Source organism: Gilliamella sp. X-57, from assembly GCF_057063565.1.
On sequence record NZ_JBXSQI010000001.1, the window covers coordinates 180,354 to 196,919 of the forward strand.

Annotated in this window: 15 protein-coding genes; 4 read left to right on the forward strand and 11 right to left on the reverse strand. The window is 35.6% G+C overall.

The window, feature by feature from the left end; all coding sequences use genetic code 11:
- Nucleotides 1–8 precede the first annotated feature (8 nt).
- From ubiE to ribH, 5 genes are all read right to left on the reverse strand, one after another.
- Nucleotides 9–785: a bifunctional demethylmenaquinone methyltransferase/2-methoxy-6-polyprenyl-1,4-benzoquinol methylase UbiE gene (gene ubiE, locus ACYIAL_RS00820; protein ID WP_174795921.1), complete on the reverse strand. Its 777-nt coding sequence runs from the start codon at nucleotides 783–785 to the stop codon at nucleotides 9–11.
- A gap of 62 nt (nucleotides 786–847) precedes the next feature.
- Complete coding sequence (gene nadR / locus ACYIAL_RS00825; protein WP_174795920.1) at nucleotides 848–1,783, reverse strand: multifunctional transcriptional regulator/nicotinamide-nucleotide adenylyltransferase/ribosylnicotinamide kinase NadR; 936 nt, start codon at nucleotides 1,781–1,783, stop codon at nucleotides 848–850.
- 152 nt (nucleotides 1,784–1,935) lie between these two features.
- Entirely contained in the window at nucleotides 1,936–2,991 is a 1,056-nt protein-coding gene (locus ACYIAL_RS00830) for a TrmH family RNA methyltransferase (protein ID WP_174795919.1), read from the reverse strand.
- Between the two features lie 21 nt (nucleotides 2,992–3,012).
- Entirely contained in the window at nucleotides 3,013–3,432 is a 420-nt protein-coding gene (gene nusB / locus ACYIAL_RS00835) for a transcription antitermination factor NusB (RefSeq protein ID WP_174795918.1), read from the reverse strand.
- A 4-nt stretch (nucleotides 3,433–3,436) separates the two neighbouring features.
- Entirely contained in the window at nucleotides 3,437–3,907 is a 471-nt protein-coding gene (gene ribH, locus ACYIAL_RS00840) for a 6,7-dimethyl-8-ribityllumazine synthase (RefSeq protein ID WP_065586460.1), read from the reverse strand.
- A 389-nt stretch (nucleotides 3,908–4,296) separates the two neighbouring features.
- On the opposite strand from ribH, the gene lpcA reads away from it, so the two are divergent.
- Complete coding sequence (lpcA, locus tag ACYIAL_RS00845; RefSeq protein WP_174795916.1) at nucleotides 4,297–4,875, forward strand: D-sedoheptulose 7-phosphate isomerase; 579 nt, start codon at nucleotides 4,297–4,299, stop codon at nucleotides 4,873–4,875.
- A gap of 1 nt (nucleotide 4,876) precedes the next feature.
- The gene (locus tag ACYIAL_RS00850) at nucleotides 4,877–5,656 is read left to right on the forward strand and encodes a class II glutamine amidotransferase (protein ID WP_483750702.1); all 780 of its coding nucleotides are present in this window, start codon (nucleotides 4,877–4,879) and stop codon (nucleotides 5,654–5,656) included.
- Here the strand turns inward: ACYIAL_RS00850 and mdtH are convergent.
- From mdtH to pncB, 6 genes are all read right to left on the reverse strand, one after another.
- Nucleotides 5,634–6,845, reverse strand: a complete 1,212-nt coding sequence (gene mdtH, locus ACYIAL_RS00855; protein WP_483750703.1) for a multidrug efflux MFS transporter MdtH — start codon at nucleotides 6,843–6,845, stop codon at nucleotides 5,634–5,636. The two genes, ACYIAL_RS00850 and mdtH, sit on opposite strands and share 23 nt — an antisense overlap.
- The gene (locus tag ACYIAL_RS00860; protein WP_483750753.1) at nucleotides 6,846–7,304 is read right to left on the reverse strand and encodes a methylglyoxal synthase; all 459 of its coding nucleotides are present in this window, start codon (nucleotides 7,302–7,304) and stop codon (nucleotides 6,846–6,848) included.
- Between the two features lie 133 nt (nucleotides 7,305–7,437).
- Nucleotides 7,438–8,580 carry a porin gene (locus ACYIAL_RS00865; protein WP_483750704.1) on the reverse strand — a complete coding sequence of 381 codons (1,143 nt, stop codon included), beginning with the start codon at nucleotides 8,578–8,580 and terminating at the stop codon, nucleotides 7,438–7,440.
- 306 nt (nucleotides 8,581–8,886) lie between these two features.
- A complete protein-coding gene (locus ACYIAL_RS00870; RefSeq protein ID WP_483750705.1) occupies nucleotides 8,887–10,074 on the reverse strand; it encodes a porin in 1,188 nt (395 codons plus the stop codon).
- Between the two features lie 283 nt (nucleotides 10,075–10,357).
- Nucleotides 10,358–11,761 (reverse strand): asparagine--tRNA ligase, encoded by a 1,404-nt coding sequence (gene asnS, locus ACYIAL_RS00875; protein ID WP_174795911.1) that lies wholly within the window; start codon nucleotides 11,759–11,761, stop codon nucleotides 10,358–10,360.
- A 160-nt stretch (nucleotides 11,762–11,921) separates the two neighbouring features.
- Nucleotides 11,922–13,115, reverse strand: a complete 1,194-nt coding sequence (gene pncB, locus ACYIAL_RS00880) for a nicotinate phosphoribosyltransferase (protein ID WP_174795910.1) — start codon at nucleotides 13,113–13,115, stop codon at nucleotides 11,922–11,924.
- Nucleotides 13,116–13,272: 157 nt separating this feature from the next.
- Between pncB and pepN the strand changes: the two genes are divergently transcribed.
- Nucleotides 13,273–15,906: an aminopeptidase N gene (gene pepN / locus ACYIAL_RS00885; RefSeq protein ID WP_483750706.1), complete on the forward strand. Its 2,634-nt coding sequence runs from the start codon at nucleotides 13,273–13,275 to the stop codon at nucleotides 15,904–15,906.
- A 125-nt stretch (nucleotides 15,907–16,031) separates the two neighbouring features.
- The gene (locus ACYIAL_RS00890) at nucleotides 16,032–16,361 is read left to right on the forward strand and encodes a rhodanese-like domain-containing protein (RefSeq protein ID WP_174795908.1); all 330 of its coding nucleotides are present in this window, start codon (nucleotides 16,032–16,034) and stop codon (nucleotides 16,359–16,361) included.
- The last annotated feature ends 205 nt before the right edge of the window (nucleotides 16,362–16,566 follow it).

Below are 16,566 nucleotides of genomic sequence, written 5' to 3' on the forward strand. Positions count from 1 at the left end.
TCATCGCATCAAAATTTAAAGCCAGTATGTAACGCGACAATACCACCAGTCATGTTGTGATATTTCACATCGACAAATCCTGCATCTTCCATCATTTTTTTCAATGTTTTTTGATCGGGATGCATACGAATTGATTCAGCTAAATAACGATAACTTTCCGAATCATTTGCCACAATTTTCCCCATTAGTGGTAACATGGTAAAAGAATACAGATCATACGCTTTATTTAGGATCTGATATTGTGGTTTAGAAAATTCAAGGATTAATAAGCGTCCACCGGGCTTCAATACTCGCCACATAGAGCGTAAAGCCTTTTCTTTATCAGTGACATTGCGTAAACCAAATGAGATAGTGATACAATCAAAATAGTTATCAGCAAAAGGTAATTCTTCTGCATTGGCTTGTACATATTCAATATTTTTAAATAAGCCTTTGTCTCGCAGTTTATCTCGCCCAACCTTTAACATTGATTCGTTAATGTCAGCTAAAACAACTAATCCTTCATCACCGACCAATTGAGAGAATTTTGCCGTTAAATCACCTGTACCACCAGCAAGATCTAGAACTTTTTGGCCTTTACGCACACTGCTATATTCAATAGTAATTTTTTTCCAAATTCGATGGATACCAAATGACATGAGATCATTCATGACATCGTATTTATCGGCAACAGAGTGAAAGACTTCGGCAACACGTTTTACTTTTTCTTGTTTTGGTACTTGCTGGTAACCAAAATCAATTTTTTCTTGATTTGTATTGTCTTGTTTATCAGAAGATTGAGACATAGAAATTTACCTATCACAAAGAGTTACCTTATTTTAGCATAAGCCACAATAAATGTGATGAACTAAATCAATAATGCTTCAACCTTCTTAGAGACGATTTCAAAATATTCCTGTTGTGAACATTGTGGGGTTAAATCTTTTTCGTGAATAACTAAATCAAAATGGTAACTGTCTTTAAAGGCTTTTAAAACATCATTATCTTTTTGGAAGATTTGACTGTAATATTGCATTAGTGTTGCAAAATCAATGGAGGTAAAAACAAGTTTATTAGCGGTTTCAACAGCTTTTGAAATTCGTTCGACATGTAACATCGCAATTTTAATATAATCAGATTCGCTTAAATAACGCTTGTTATGATGGGTTGAGATTTCTCGCTCGATATAATTAATATAACCATTAGGCACATATTGAGTATTATAAATATTAGCCAGTTGAATAGATAAGTCACAAAATCTACCTTGACCGATAATAGCTACTTTTTTAACAAAAAAAGGTTTTGCTGCTTGGGCAATAAAAGACCAATTTTTATAGGGGTTTTCACGGATTTGTGTCGCGCTGATATCCATAAACTCTCGATTAGCATCGACAATGACTACCGGACAGCCAAAATAGAACTCGTGATTTTTGACATCTTGTGGCTCACTAGTAAAAACCACATTGGGTTTAATTTTATGTACTGAAAGAATTTGCTTAACACGACAGCTCCAATCTTGCCAACCATTCGGATAAAATTCAATACCCGCTTCATCAAGTACATGGATATGGATATTGTGACGATCTTTAAACGTCTCTTTTAACCAAGAAAAACGGTCGCTTACTTGAGGTTGTTTTGGTAAATGGCTTTTATCAAAGAGTAGCTTATCGCGCGATGCTTCGCAACCAAGAAGAATATGTAATTCATCAACTTGGCTCATGGCTTTTTCAATCAAATAAATATGACCACAATGTAAAGGATAAAACTTCCCAAAAATTAAACCAACTTTATGCTTAAAAGCCATGACAATTACCAAAACACTCAAAAATTAATAACAATTTACAGAAAAAAAAAGCAATTTCTAATCAAATTATGCTATTGGATATATTTTATCAATTAGTAAAATAACTTTTATAACCTAACTAATTGATAGCAAAAATATAAACTAATATTTTCTTATTTTTGCAAGTTAGATAATAAAATACCCGTAGCAACTGAAATATTCAATGCAGGCATGTTATCATTGCCCTTTAAATGTACAACCACATTAGCACAATCGATAAGTTTCATATTAATTTGTTGGAATATGACTAATGCAACTTTTTTATTAAAACGAATTTTATGTAATTCACTTGATGCAATGGACTTTGCTTGACAAGGCAATAGTGCAACAACTTGGTAACCCTGTTGTTTAAGCATATCAAGTGAAGCAACAAAATCATCACTTTTAATTGCTTCAACAGCCTCTACTCCGCCTTCGGCCACACGCATAGCTGCACCACTATCAAGTAAATTTGTTTGGCGCAATATCACACCATTAACACCATAAAATGCAGCACTACGCATTAATCCGCCTAGATTATGAGGGTTATTAATATCGTCAATGGCTAACACACAATCATGTTCTCTATCACTCTTTTCTTCTAAATAATCTAATAATGTGAGAGGAACACGCTTTTTAACAATTAAACAGACGCCACCATGGTGTTGGGTTTGGGTTATTTTGCTAATTTGTTCACTAGAGACAACATCATAACCTAACCGCTGTTTAACCAACCAGTCGATTATATCTTTAAACTGATAAGCCATCTCTTGGGTAATAAATAGTTTGACAATGGCTGTACGTCGATGTTTGAAAACAGCCTTACAACTATTTTCACTATAAACCAAAGTTTCTTCTTTTCGTTGACGATATCCATCATAACCAAATGTAGGCGTTTGTTCATTAGTGCGAACTTTTTTTTGCCATGGAGAATCGTTAGCGATGAAAGATTGAGATTGATTAAGTTCAACACTAAACTTATTTTTTATAAAATCAGATTTATCATTTCGAGGTTTGAATGTTTCAATACGGTCTTGACGATCGCGTTTAGGTTTCGACTGAAATGAATCATCTTTACGCTTACCTTTCCATCCGGTAGACTTTTCTGTCGCTGAGCGAGCAGACTTCTTTGGTGCACTATTTGTGGCGTAAAAAATAGTAGGTTTGCTTTTTTCGGTATTGTCGTTCATATCAATCTCACAGTTAATCGGTTATCGCGTACGGATGGTTGGGGCTATTTTATCTAATACGCCATTAACAAATTTATGGCTGTCAGCAGCACCAAATGTTTTAGTTAATTCAATAGCTTCATTAATGACCACTTTATAAGGTACATCTTGACGTTTCATTAATTCATATAGTGCGATTCTAAGTACCGCTAATTCAATTTGCCCTAATTCATCAACGGTGCGCTCAGTGAGATAAGGCGCCATTTTATCATCTAATTCGGCGGTATTTTTGGCTACTCCATTCAACAATTCACGAAAATACTTAGCATCAACGCCTTTCATATCTTGTTCTGCAATAAAACTTGTCTCAACATCAGCAAGATCATTTCTGGAAACTTGCCAAGAGTAAATGGCTTGTACTGCACATTCTCTTGCTCGACGACGAGGATTTACTAATGCCACTAAATTACTCCTTAATTGCTTTAATAATATTTAGCATTTCCAGCGCAGTTAATGCGGCTTCAGCACCTTTATTGCCGGCCTTGGTACCTGCACGTTCAATAGCTTGTTCTATACTTTCGGTAGTTAAAATACCAAATCCAACTGGAATGGTGTTATCTAAGCTTGCGCTTAATAAACCTGAGCTTGATTCGCCCGCGACAAAATCGAAATGCGCCGTACTACCCCGAATGACAGTACCTAACGCCACAATTGCATCATATTTTTTCGACTGTGCTGCAACTTTTGCGGCAAGTGGAATTTCATAAGCTCCAGGAACCCAGATAACCGTGATATTTTTATCATCGACTTGACCAATACGTGTTAATGCGTCAATTGCACCATTTACTAGGCTATCATTAATAAAATGATTAAAACGTGCCACCACAATTGCAACTTTCGCTTTTGGCGCAGCCACTTTACCTTCAATTGTTTGCATATTAATTCCTTACCAATTCTATTATGAATGTCATTTCACTCTCTTTTAAGTGAAAAGAGACTTAATAAATTGTATCACGAAAGAAAAACTTATCCTATTGGCAAATAACGCTACGGCCAAGTTCTGTCCAAGATATTATTTAAAATAAATGCAAAGAATTTTGTTATTGCAAATGTATTATTTGTTAAGTTTAAAATTAATTTAAATTTTGTCGTTATTTCAACTGTCATTATTAAAAATAATCTTAATTTATTTTTATTTTAATGTTTATTTTTACACTTAACGGCATACATTCCTGAAAGTTTTTGACAAGATAGGAAATTTTATCGCTTGCAAGCTATTTTGAAAAAATTACAATAGAGAATAAATTTATCGATGGAGAAATATCCGTGTACATTAACAATATTCGCAATGAATTAAACCAAGCTATTGACGTATTAACTAATTTTGTCTCAGATGATAAAAATCTGCAACAAATTCAACAAGCCGCAATCTTAATTGCCGATTCGTTTAAACAAGGCGGCAAAGTGTTATCGTGTGGTAATGGTGGTTCTCATTGCGATGCTATGCATTTTGCTGAGGAGCTAACCGGCCGCTTTCGTGATAATCGCCCTGCTTACCCAGCCATTGCCATATCAGATGTAAGTCACATTTCATGTGTCGGTAATGATTTTGGATTCGACTCCATTTTTTCACGATATGTTGAAGGTGTTGGTCAAAAAGGTGATGTGCTTTTAGGTATTTCAACCTCAGGGAATTCAGCTAACGTACTTAAAGCAATTGAAGCAGCAAGACAAAAGAACATGAAAATCATTACGTTAACCGGTAAAGATGGCGGTAAGATGAATGGACTTGCCGATGTTGATATTCGTGTTCCGCACTTTGGTTATGCCGATCGAGTGCAAGAAATCCATATCAAAGTGATTCATATTCTTATTTTGCTGATCGAAAAAGAAATGGTTAAATAATATGTGTGAATTATTAGGTATGAGCGCTAATGTGCCAACTGATATTTGCTTTAGTTTTACTAGCCTAATTAAACGAGGTGGGGACAAAGGTCCCCATAAAGATGGCTGGGGAATTACTTTTTATGAAGGAAAAGGCTGCCGGACATTTAAAGATCCCGAGCCTTGCAGCTATTCACCTATTGCTAAAATGGTGAAAGAATACCCCATCAAATCTAAAGCCGTGATAGCCCATATTCGCCAGGCTAATCGAGGCGGTGTTACCCTAGAAAATACCCACCCATTCACCCGCGAACTATGGGGAAAGAACTGGACTTTTGCGCACAATGGGCAATTAACCGATTACCAACATTTAGATACAGGGCTATTTCAACCCATTGGTGAAACTGATAGCGAATATGCTTTCTGTTACTTAATAAATCAACTACATCAAAAGTATTCGCAAAAACCGACCAATGATCTTGAGCTGTTTAATTTTATTCAACAATGTGCCAATCAGTTAAGCCAACTTGGTATATTCAATATGCTACTGTCTGATGGGCAATATGTGTTTGCCTACTGCTCAACCAATTTACATTGGATAACCCGTAAAGCGCCTTTTGGCAAAGCAAAATTGCTGGACGAAGATGTCGAAATTGACTTTCAACAACATACAACACCGAATGATGTCGTTACCATTATTTCTACACTACCATTAACTTCGAATGAAACATGGCATAAGCTCAATACTAACGAGGCTATTTTATTTAAAGATGGTGAAATTAGCCAATCTTCCTCATTTTAACGTGTGGCATTGGTGGCTCATTTTTAAATTGATATTGTAGATAACTTAAAGTTAATAGCCCAATGGTAGTGAGCACTATCCATGGAAGATGTGGAAATCCCATTTGCTTAGCAATATCATATAACCAACCCGCACCGGTATAACCTAGAACCCCACCTAGAGCAAGCCCTAAACGACTAAATCCCATATAACTACCTTTTGCCTTAGGATTACTTAGTATTGTTGATAAAGTTTCACGGGCAGGTTCTGCAATAATTGCTCCTAAATAAAATAACGCAATCAGTGATAATAGCACTGTTAATTGTGATGTAAAACCTATGATAATAAAAGCAAATGACATTAAAAATAGACCAAATTTAAGACGCTGATCTAATCTGAAATATTTTTCACTCCAACGAGCAAGTGGATAAAGCAGTGCAAGCGAAATACCAGCTTGAATAGCATACATCCATTTTACATAACTAGGGCTACCTGATACGCTTGTGATTGTTAAAGGTAACATCAACATAATTTGCACCCATAATACATAATAACCGGTTAACGTAAGTACATAGCGAGTAAATTTTTTGTCTTTTACAACCATTTTCATGCCATTAATAATAGGAGCTTTGCCAATAGCAATGTGATAAGCTGGCAGGAAGAAAATATTAAAAATCCCACATAAGAAAAAAATAAAAGCACCACTCCAACACACTAACTGGAAGTCATAATCAATTAAAATACCGCCAATAAGAGCGCCAATCACAGCTCCAGCATTATCTTGTATCATTAACAGCGATATGAACTTACCGCGCTCATGTGGACGGGTAAATTTAATGGTTAATCCCATTCGCGGAGGATCAAACAATAATCCCCCTAACGCTGAAAATAAACAAGAAAGTAATAATAACCAGGGCTCGCTAGCAATCGCCATAGAGATAAAACCAACGCAACGTAAATACATACCCGCCACAATCATAGGCTTTGCACCAAAGCGATCGGCAATAGCACCACCAATAATCCCAAAGCCTTGTTGAACAAATTGCCGAAATCCTAACGCAAAACCAACAAATAGAGCGCTCCAACCGACTTGGTTAACAAAGTGGGTTGAAACCAGCGGAAACACCACATAAAACCCTAATACAATAAACAAATTATCAAGCAGAAGTATTTGCCGGCCTGTTTTACGAATTTGGGATGGTATTGGCATTTACTTCACTCTTTGCGCTAAATAGCTTTGATAATCAGGAATTTCAATGTCAACTTCTTGCGTAAAAATAGAAGATTGGATCAATGCATTGGCTGTAGCTTGATTAGTAGCAACGGGAATGTTCCAAACCGTAGATAACCGTAACAACGCTTTGACATCGGGATCATGAGGTACGGCATTAAGTGGATCCCAAAAAAAGATTAAGATATCAATTTTACCTTCTGCAATTAATGCACCAATTTGCTGATCGCCCCCCATAGGGCCACTTAGCATTGGTGTGATATTTAGTCCTATTTCTTGTTTTATTAATGTGCCTGTCGTCCCTGTACCACATAAATTATGTCGAGAAAGTTCTTCACGATTTTTTTTACACCAATTTAATAAAGAATCCTTTAAATGATCGTGAGCAACTAAAGCAATATTTTTTTGAGCCGATAATTTACGTGTGATATAAAGCATCATTGTTATCCTAATTTATTATTATCTTTCTAGATTTTTTAACAGACTATTAATTAAAGTGCAAGGGATATTTAATCGATAGCAAATAATAAAAAAGGCACCGAGGTGCCTTTTTATACAATATCAAAAGAGATTAGAATTGGTAGATTAAACCAAGTGCCACTGTGTCTTTTGTTGTGCCATTGATTTGTGATTTAGTAAATGAGCCATCTTCATATAAAGCATGACGTGCACCGATGTCATCTTTATCTAACAAGTTGATTTTATAATCGATAATAGCTTGTAAGTTTTTGTTAAAGTCATAAGTTAAACCAACATCAACATATTTAGCTACATCATTACCTTTAAGCCCTGCATCATTTGAATAATGAGATGCATCTTTAACTTTATGTTGGATATAAGCAACAGATGGGGTTAAACGACCCACTTCAAAGTCAATACCATATTGCGCAACAAATTCATAACCTTTGGTTTTTAAATCATCAGCGCGGTGATTCGTCGATGCATTATCCCAACCATATTTTTGTTTACCTTGAATATATAACGCAGCTAAATAAAGGTTGTCGTTATCATATTTGATACCAGCTGACCATGTTTTAGCATCCTTATGACCACCCGTTTGTGCATAACCAGCACCAACCGATAAACCTGTATCAAGTACATCCCAATCAACAACAGAACCCCATGCTTCAGCACTATCATGTTTTGCATTACTATTCTGTTTGTTGAAATGATTTGTTGAGCTGTTATCGCCATTATCCGCGTATTGAACAGCAAAACGCAAACCATTTACTAAACCAAAGAAATCTGAATTACGGTAAGTCGCAACGGCCTTTGTACGAGCTGTTAATGCATAAAGATTATTATCTGAAGCATCACCACCAAATTCTGGTAAAACATCAGTATAAGACGTTAATGTTTTTAACACACCATCATTGCGACCATAATCGAATGAACCAAAATCACCAAAGTTTAAACCAGCAAATGCATAACGCGTTTCGTTATCTGCATTTTTACCAGTATTGGCTTCGTACTCCCAACGACCATAGCCAGTTACGCTGTCTGTCACTTGTGTTTGACCTGACATACCTAAACGCGCAGTGGTTTTGTCACCTTCACCAGTTTGGTTATTACGATCGGTAATATAATTTAAAGCATAAACTCGACCATAAAAGTCCACTTTATTACCGTCTTTATTCCACACTTCGATAGAAGCGTTTACCGTACCTGCAATTAAAAGCGCAGGAATAGCGATTGCTAATAGATTACGTTTCATTTTGTTACCCTCGTAGGTATTTTATATTATTAAAGACGCAAATTATTTTGCTCTTGTTTTAATAAATAATTGTCAATAAATAACAATCATATTATTACTGTGATATCTATTTTTATTAGATAACAAATAGATTTTATTGCACTCATTGCCTATTTAACAATGTTAACTAGATTATTTCTGCGAATTTACAAATATTTTAATATTTGATGTAGATTTTTTTAGACATAAAATGTGTTTTTAACAAGAAAAGCATTTAGCAGGCGAAAAAAAAGGCACCTAAGTGCCTTTTTATAAGATATCAAGAGATTAGAATTGGTAAATTAAACCAACACCTAACACGTCCTTAGTACCTGGTTTGTATAGATGACGACCATTGCTCTCACGAACAGTATTTTTTTCTGCACCAATGTCGTATTTCTTAAGTAGATTGAATTTATATTCTACGATAGCGCTAAAGTTTTTGTTTAGATCATATGTTGCACCAAGTGAAACATATTTAACGAAATTACGACCTTCTTTATGATCATCATCATAAAAATCATCTTCAACATTGCTCACCTTATGTTGCACATAAGCTAAAGAAGGCGTTAAACGACCTACTTCTAAATCAATACCATATTGAGCAACTAATTCAATACCTTTGATTTTTGGATCTTTATATTTTTCACCATCAGTGCGATCATTCCAAGTATTGAATTTAGATTGGAAGTAGTTAGCAGCTAGATACAAGTTGTAATTATCATATTTGATACCAGTAGTCCATGTTTTGACTCTTTTAAATTCACCTGGTTCGTACGCAGATTTACCAGCTGTTTGAGCATAACCTGCCCCCAGAGTTAAACCTGTATCAAAAATATGCCATTGGACATTTGCACCATAGGCTTCACGGCTTTCACCACTAAATCCATCGAAATCACCGTCTGCATCCTCTTTTATGCTAGCAAGTTTACTATCATAAGTTGCAGCGTTATCACCATTATCAGCATACTGTAATGCAAAGCTTAAATCATCACTTAAACCGAAGAAGTTGTTGTTACGGTAAGTTGCAACAGCTTTAGTACGTGCAGATAACACGTTCCAATCGTTGTTTGCTGCATCACCACCAAATTGTGGTAATACGTCAGTATAAGCTGTGATTGCTTTTAACACACCATCGTTACGACCATAGTCGAATGAACCAGCATCACCAAAATTTAAACCAGCAAATGCATAACGTACTTCGTTGCTAGAATTTTTACCAGCTTTCGCTTCGTATTCCCAACGGCCATAGCCAGTTAGGCTATCAGTAATCTGAGTTTGACCAGACATACCTAAACGAGCAGAAGTATCATCACCTTCACCTGCTTGTCCACGGTCAGTAATGTTGTTAGCTGCTTTTACTCGACCATAAAAGTCAACTTTATTACCATCTTTGTTCCAAACTTCAATAGATGCATTTGCGCTAGCTGCAGCTAAAAGCGCAGGGATAGCGATTGCTAATAGATTACGTTTCATTTTTTACCCTCATGGTTATTTTCTAAAAAGACACTTTCCATTAGTTTAGTGTCAATTTTCATACAATAATTATTCATCCAAAAAATAATATTTTTATCTATTATTTTTATCTACTTTTTACAGTATCGTAAATTATGTATAAATTTTTTATAAAATCAAGCGAACTTTTCATTAAATGTGATGTCTAAGGCTAAAAATGAGCCTGTTTGATTGTTTTTTGCACATAAAACTAGTTTTTTAATTTTTATCCCCCAACCAAATTTTGGTTGGGAATTTAATCAACTTAAAAATTCGCATTACGTGGCGTTCTTGGGAATGGGATCACATCGCGTACATTTTGAACACCTGTTACATACACAATTAAGCGTTCAAAACCAAGTCCAAACCCCGAGTGCGGCACTGTGCCGTAACGGCGTAAGTCACGATACCACCAATAATCTTCTTTCTTCAGCCCCATTTCTTCCATTCGTTTATCCAACATATCTAAACGCTCTTCACGCTGAGAACCACCAATAATTTCACCAATCCCCGGTGCTAAAACGTCCATTGCTGCAACGGTTTTACCATCATCATTCATACGCATATAAAACGCCTTAATGTCTTTAGGGTAGTTTTTGACAACCACTGGTGCTTTAAAATGTTGTTCCGCTAAGTAACGTTCATGCTCTGAGGCTAAATCAATTCCCCAACTGACAGGGTTTTCAAACTGAGCATCACAGTTTTGCAAAATGGTAATAGCATCGGTGTAATCCACTTGCGCAAAATCAGCATTAATAAAGTTCTCAAGGCGATTGATTGCTTCTTTATCAACATGCTGGGCAAAAAATTGCATATCATCAGCCCGTTTTTCTAACACAGCTTTAAACACATATTTCAGCATATCTTCGGCAAGTTTAGCATTGTCATTGAGATCAGCAAATGCCACTTCAGGCTCCATCATCCAAAATTCAGCTAAATGGCGAGTGGTATTTGAGTTTTCAGCTCTAAATGTTGGACCAAAAGTATAAACTTTAGAAAGCGCACAAGCATAAGTTTCGGCATTTAGTTGCCCAGAAACAGTTAAAAAAGCTTCTTTACCGAAAAAGTCTTTATCAAAATCAACCTTACCATTGTCCGATTTAGGCAGATTTAACATATCCAGTGTTGAAACACGGAACATTTCGCCCGCCCCTTCGGTATCTGATGCAGTAATAATTGGTGTTGATAACCAATAAAAACCACGTTCATCAAAAAACTGGTGAATTGCTTGTGCAAGCGTATGGCGTACACGCGTTATCGCACCAACAATATTAGTTCTTGCTCGTAAATGAGCCACTTCTCGCAAATATTCAATAGAGTGACGTTTAGCTGCCATTGGGTAAGTTTCAGGATCGTCAACAAAGCCATATACTGTAACTTGCGCTGCTTGTAATTCATATTTCTGACCTTGACCTGGTGATTCCACCACTTTACCCGTGACTTTAACCGAACACCCAGCCGTTAAACGTAAGATCTCTTGTTCATAATTAGGTAAATTATTTTCAATAACCGCTTGAATAGGATCAAAGCAAGAACCATCATAAACGGCTAAAAATGATATGCCTGCTTTAGAATCACGCCGAGTTCTTACCCAACCCTGAACAGAAATTGTGCTACCAACAGCAATTTTGCCTTGTAACACATCAACAATAGGTGCAACTGAAGTCATTTTAATTATCCATCTCTACATTAATTGTTTAAGTAATCTTTAAAGTAATACAGATCTATTCTAACGGTTATTCCATAGCAAAATGGAATTTTTGAATAATAAAATCTTGATTACTGATTTCTATTTTCTAATATGAACATAGGTTAAATATGAATTATTATCAAATTTTAACGCTAAAAGTTCGTTTTAATTCATCAATAAAATCTAAATCCTGAGATATCGTTTTCCCAGGGCTATCTGATAGCTTCGCAACGGATTGATTATTACATTCCGTTAATTTAAGCACAATATTCAATGCTTTAGTATTGGCATTTTTAGAGGGAATATCACAAGCTAAAAAACCACCCACGCCAAAAGATAATTTTACGCGGTGGTTAAAATGCTGATAGATGTTAATCGCTTTATCAAAATTTAAGCTGTCTGAAAATACCAATAACTTTGTTTTAGGATCAATGCCTAACTGCTGGTAATGCGCAATCGCTTTTTCGCCCCATTCAATTGAATCGCCCGAATCATGACGAAGCCCTTGGTAGTGAGATGCAAAGTATAAATCAAAATCACGTAAAAATGCATCCATTGTAATACAATCGGTCAATGCCACCCCCAAGTCATGAGGATATTCATCTAACCAAACCTGAAGTGCATTTATTTGGCAATCCTGAAGATTATGGGCTAAACGCTGATGAGCTTGAAACCACTCATGTGCTTGAGTTCCAACAGGCGTAAGCCCTAAACGATAGGCGAGTAAATAATTGCTAGTGCTATGAAAGTTATTAAAATGCGATTTCAAATAACTAACAATAGCTTCTTGCACCGCAAACGAATAACGCCTACGAGTACCAAAATCCATTAAATTAAAACCCGACATATCCATATTAGCTGTTTTTTCATTAAACAAGGCTAATTTATCTTTTAACCTTGCTAATGCTTCAGGAACGCCAATATTTGGCGAACGATCTTTATGGACAACCTCACTAATAACAGCAAGTAATGGCACTTCCCATAAAATGACATCTAACCATTTTCCTTTAATTGTAATGGAAAGCTTCCCATCTTCATTTTTTATAGTAAGCAAATTACTATTGAAACGCCATTTTTTAAGCCAATTTAAATAGTCAGATTTAAAAAAGGAGATATTTGATAAATAGCTAAATTCATCATCAGACAGCGCTAATGATTCCATTAATTTCACTTGATGTATTATTTGATCTGCATATTGCCCAAGTAGATCATCACTACGACAACGAAACTGTGCAACCACGGTTGCTTCAGGATAGTGATGAAATACGGCCTGTTGCATATGCAACTTATAAGCATCAGTATCTAATATTGATGTAATTATCGCTGGTAACATGTAAATTTAATGCTATTACTTTAAAGAAAATTCTAGAGATTATAGCAGAATAATAATGAAGATATAGATTAATTATGTAATAAGATTGTTTTTAATCGGCTATAATATTCACTAGCACAACGTATAAATTGAGTCCAAACCAAAAGGTCATAACAACATGAATACAAAAACACCTGAATCGCAACCTATTGCAAAAAACCGTCTTGATTATAAAGCGCCTAATTTTACTATTACCGACATTGATCTTGATTTTGATTTAGCGCCCGAAATAACAACAGTAACAGCTCGTAGCCACGTCGTTCAAAAAAACCAGCAAGCGAGCGATTTAATTTTAGATGGCGAAGACCTTAAATTGATTTCCATTAATATCGACGAGCAACCATGGCATGATTACCAAATCACGAAAACAGGATTAATCATTCAAAACGTGCCCGCTGAGTTTACTTTAACGATTGTTAACGAAATCAAACCAATTGATAATACCGCACTTGAAGGATTATATGTATCAGGCGAAGCACTTTGTACTCAATGTGAAGCGGAAGGATTTCGTCATATCACCTATTATCTTGACAGACCCGATGTACTTGCACGCTTTTCAACACGCATCACTGCCAATAAACAACGCTATCCTTACCTACTTTCAAATGGTAATCGCATCGCACAAGGTGAACTTGCTGATGGACGTCATTGGGTACAATGGCAAGATCCCTTTCCTAAACCAGCCTACTTATTTGCTTTAGTTGCTGGTGATTTTGATATTTTAAAAGATCAGTTTATCACGCAATCCAAACGCACAGTTGATTTAGAAATTTATGTTGATAAAGGTAATTTAGATCGTTCGCACTGGGCAATGACAAGCTTAAAAAATGCCATGCGTTGGGACGAAACACGTTTTGGACTTGAATATGATTTAGATATTTTTATGATCGTTGCAGTCGATTTTTTCAATATGGGAGCAATGGAAAACAAAGGATTAAATATCTTTAATTCAAAATATGTGCTTGCCAAACCACAAACAGCAACAGATGATGACTATCTAGGTATTGAAGGGGTAATTGGTCATGAATATTTTCACAACTGGACAGGTAATAGAGTCACCTGTCGTGACTGGTTCCAACTCAGTTTAAAAGAAGGATTAACGGTATTTCGTGATCAGGAATTTAGCGCCGATATGGGATCTCGTGCAGTCAAACGGATTGAAGATGTAAAACTTTTACGTACCGTTCAATTTGCCGAAGATGCCAGCCCTATGTCTCACCCTATTCGCCCTGAACAAGTCATTGAAATGAATAACTTTTATACAGTCACCGTATACGAAAAAGGAGCTGAAGTTATTCGTATGATGCATACCTTGTTAGGTGAAGATAAATTTCAAGCAGGCATGAAACTCTACTTCAAACGCCATGATGGCAGTGCCGCAACGTGTGATGATTTTGTTGCAGCCATGCAAGATGCCTCAGGTATCGATTTAACTCAGTTTAAATTATGGTATAGTCAATCAGGTACACCTGAACTAACCGTTACCGATAATTACGACGAAAAAAACCAACAATATACTTTAACGGTAGAGCAATATACGCCAGCAACACAAGATCAAAATCAAAAACAAGCATTACATATCCCGCTTGATATTGAATTATATCAACATGATGGCAAAGTTATTACATTGCAATACCAAGGCCAACCTATTCACCATGTTTTAAATTTAACACAGAGCACACAACAATTTATTTTTGATAACGTGACTGAAAAGCCGATCATTTCATTATTACGTAATTTTTCAGCACCCGTTAAGTTGACTTATGATTATCAAGATAATGATCTCATTTTCCTAATGCAGCACGCGACTAACGCATTTAGCCGCTATGATGCAGCGCAAATGCTATTGGCAAAATATGTTCGTTTAAATGTAAAAAATTATCAAGAAAATCAAAAAATAATGCTACCTGATTCAGTATTAGATGCATTTCGGGCGGTACTGTTATCAGAAAATACTGATCCTTTCCTTATTGCGCAGATCTTGACCTTGCCATCTGAAAACGAATTAGCTAATTTATTTACTGTGGTTGATCCAATCGCTATTCATGAAGTCCGTCTGTTTTTACTAACTCAGTTTGCAAACGAACTTTATGATGAATTATTAGCCGTTTATCACCACAATAACACTTTACAATATCAAATTAAACATAATGATATTGCTAAGCGCTCACTTAAAAACTGTTGTTTAACTTTATTAGCCTATGCTGATGACAATTCGCACGCTAATACATTAGTTAGCCAACAATATTATCAAGCAAATAATATGACTGATTGTTTAGCTGCCTTGAATGTAGCGGTAAAAGCTAAACTTGATTGTCGAACTGAGCTATTAGTAGACTTTGATGATAAATGGCATCAAGATGGGCTTGTTATGGACAAATGGTTAGCATTGAACGCAACAAGCCCAGATAAAAATGTCCTTGCTACAGTGAAAAAATTATTAACTCACCGCTCATTTACGCTCAGTAATCCAAATCGCATCCGCGCATTAATTGGTGCCTTTGTAAATAATAACCCTGTGGCATTTCATGCTAAAGATGGTAGTGGTTATCAATTCTTAGTTGAAATCCTCACAGAGTTAAACCAAAAAAATCCGCAAGTTGCAGCAAGACTCATCGATCCGCTGATTCGATTAAAACGTTATGACGAAAAACGTCAACAACAGATGCGAAAAGCACTTGAAGCCTTGCTAAAAATTGAAAATTTATCTAAAGATTTATTTGAAAAAATTAGCAAAGCATTAGCTGTATAGGTGGTAAAAATATCATCTGGCAATATCATTGCCAGATGATATTAATTAAATTAAAATTTAAGTTTTATACTGAAACACATACCTACCTGAAACTTTTTGACAATTATTCTAATGAGCTTTACATAATGACAATAAAAGAAATCACCCCGGCCGAACTTGTACAAAAATTAAAGCAACAAGATAATCTATTTTTACTTGATGTACGCGAACCCAATGAAGTAGCCATCTGCAGTATCAATCACGCAACGCATATTCCAATGAATATGATCCCGCTATATTTAGATAAAATCCCAGACGAAATAGATATAGTTATTTATTGTCATCATGGCAGGCGAAGCCTAAATGTTGCTTATTATTTAGCAGAAAATGGCTTTGATCCCAACTTCCTATATAACCTTACGGGCGGGATTGATGCTTGGGCATGCATAATTGATCAACAAATGCCAAGATATTAAAATGCCCGTTATCAAACGGGCTTTATTTTTTCTCGTTTATTCTTTAGGCATTACCCAATAACCATTTTGATTATATGTTTTCATATAATATTTAAAGTATAAAAATTATTTATTTACAAACTATTCACAAATTGGCGATGCGTTTAATTGATTTCTTTATTTACAAATATCAAGTAAAATAGGCACAATTATAATTTTAGTAGTA

Coding starts and splice junctions, on each gene's coding strand:
- nadR (WP_174795920.1), bottom strand. CDS start 1,783: ATGGCTTTTAAGCATAAAGTTGGTTTAATTTTTGGGAAGTTTTATCCT.
- ribH (WP_065586460.1), bottom strand. CDS start 3,907: ATGCAAACAATTGAAGGTAAAGTGGCTGCGCCAAAAGCGAAAGTTGCA.
- ACYIAL_RS00850 (WP_483750702.1), top strand. CDS start 4,877: ATGTGTGAATTATTAGGTATGAGCGCTAATGTGCCAACTGATATTTGC.
- ACYIAL_RS00870 (WP_483750705.1), bottom strand. CDS start 10,074: ATGAAACGTAATCTATTAGCAATCGCTATCCCTGCGCTTTTAGCTGCA.
- ubiE (WP_174795921.1), bottom strand. CDS start 785: ATGTCTCAATCTTCTGATAAACAAGACAATACAAATCAAGAAAAAATT.
- ACYIAL_RS00865 (WP_483750704.1), bottom strand. CDS start 8,580: ATGAAACGTAATCTATTAGCAATCGCTATTCCTGCGCTTTTAATTGCA.
- ACYIAL_RS00860 (WP_483750753.1), bottom strand. CDS start 7,304: ATGCTTTATATCACACGTAAATTATCGGCTCAAAAAAATATTGCTTTA.
- pepN (WP_483750706.1), top strand. CDS start 13,273: ATGAATACAAAAACACCTGAATCGCAACCTATTGCAAAAAACCGTCTT.
- mdtH (WP_483750703.1), bottom strand. CDS start 6,845: ATGCCAATACCATCCCAAATTCGTAAAACAGGCCGGCAAATACTTCTG.
- ACYIAL_RS00890 (WP_174795908.1), top strand. CDS start 16,032: ATGACAATAAAAGAAATCACCCCGGCCGAACTTGTACAAAAATTAAAG.
- pncB (WP_174795910.1), bottom strand. CDS start 13,115: ATGTTACCAGCGATAATTACATCAATATTAGATACTGATGCTTATAAG.
- ACYIAL_RS00830 (WP_174795919.1), bottom strand. CDS start 2,991: ATGAACGACAATACCGAAAAAAGCAAACCTACTATTTTTTACGCCACA.
- asnS (WP_174795911.1), bottom strand. CDS start 11,761: ATGACTTCAGTTGCACCTATTGTTGATGTGTTACAAGGCAAAATTGCT.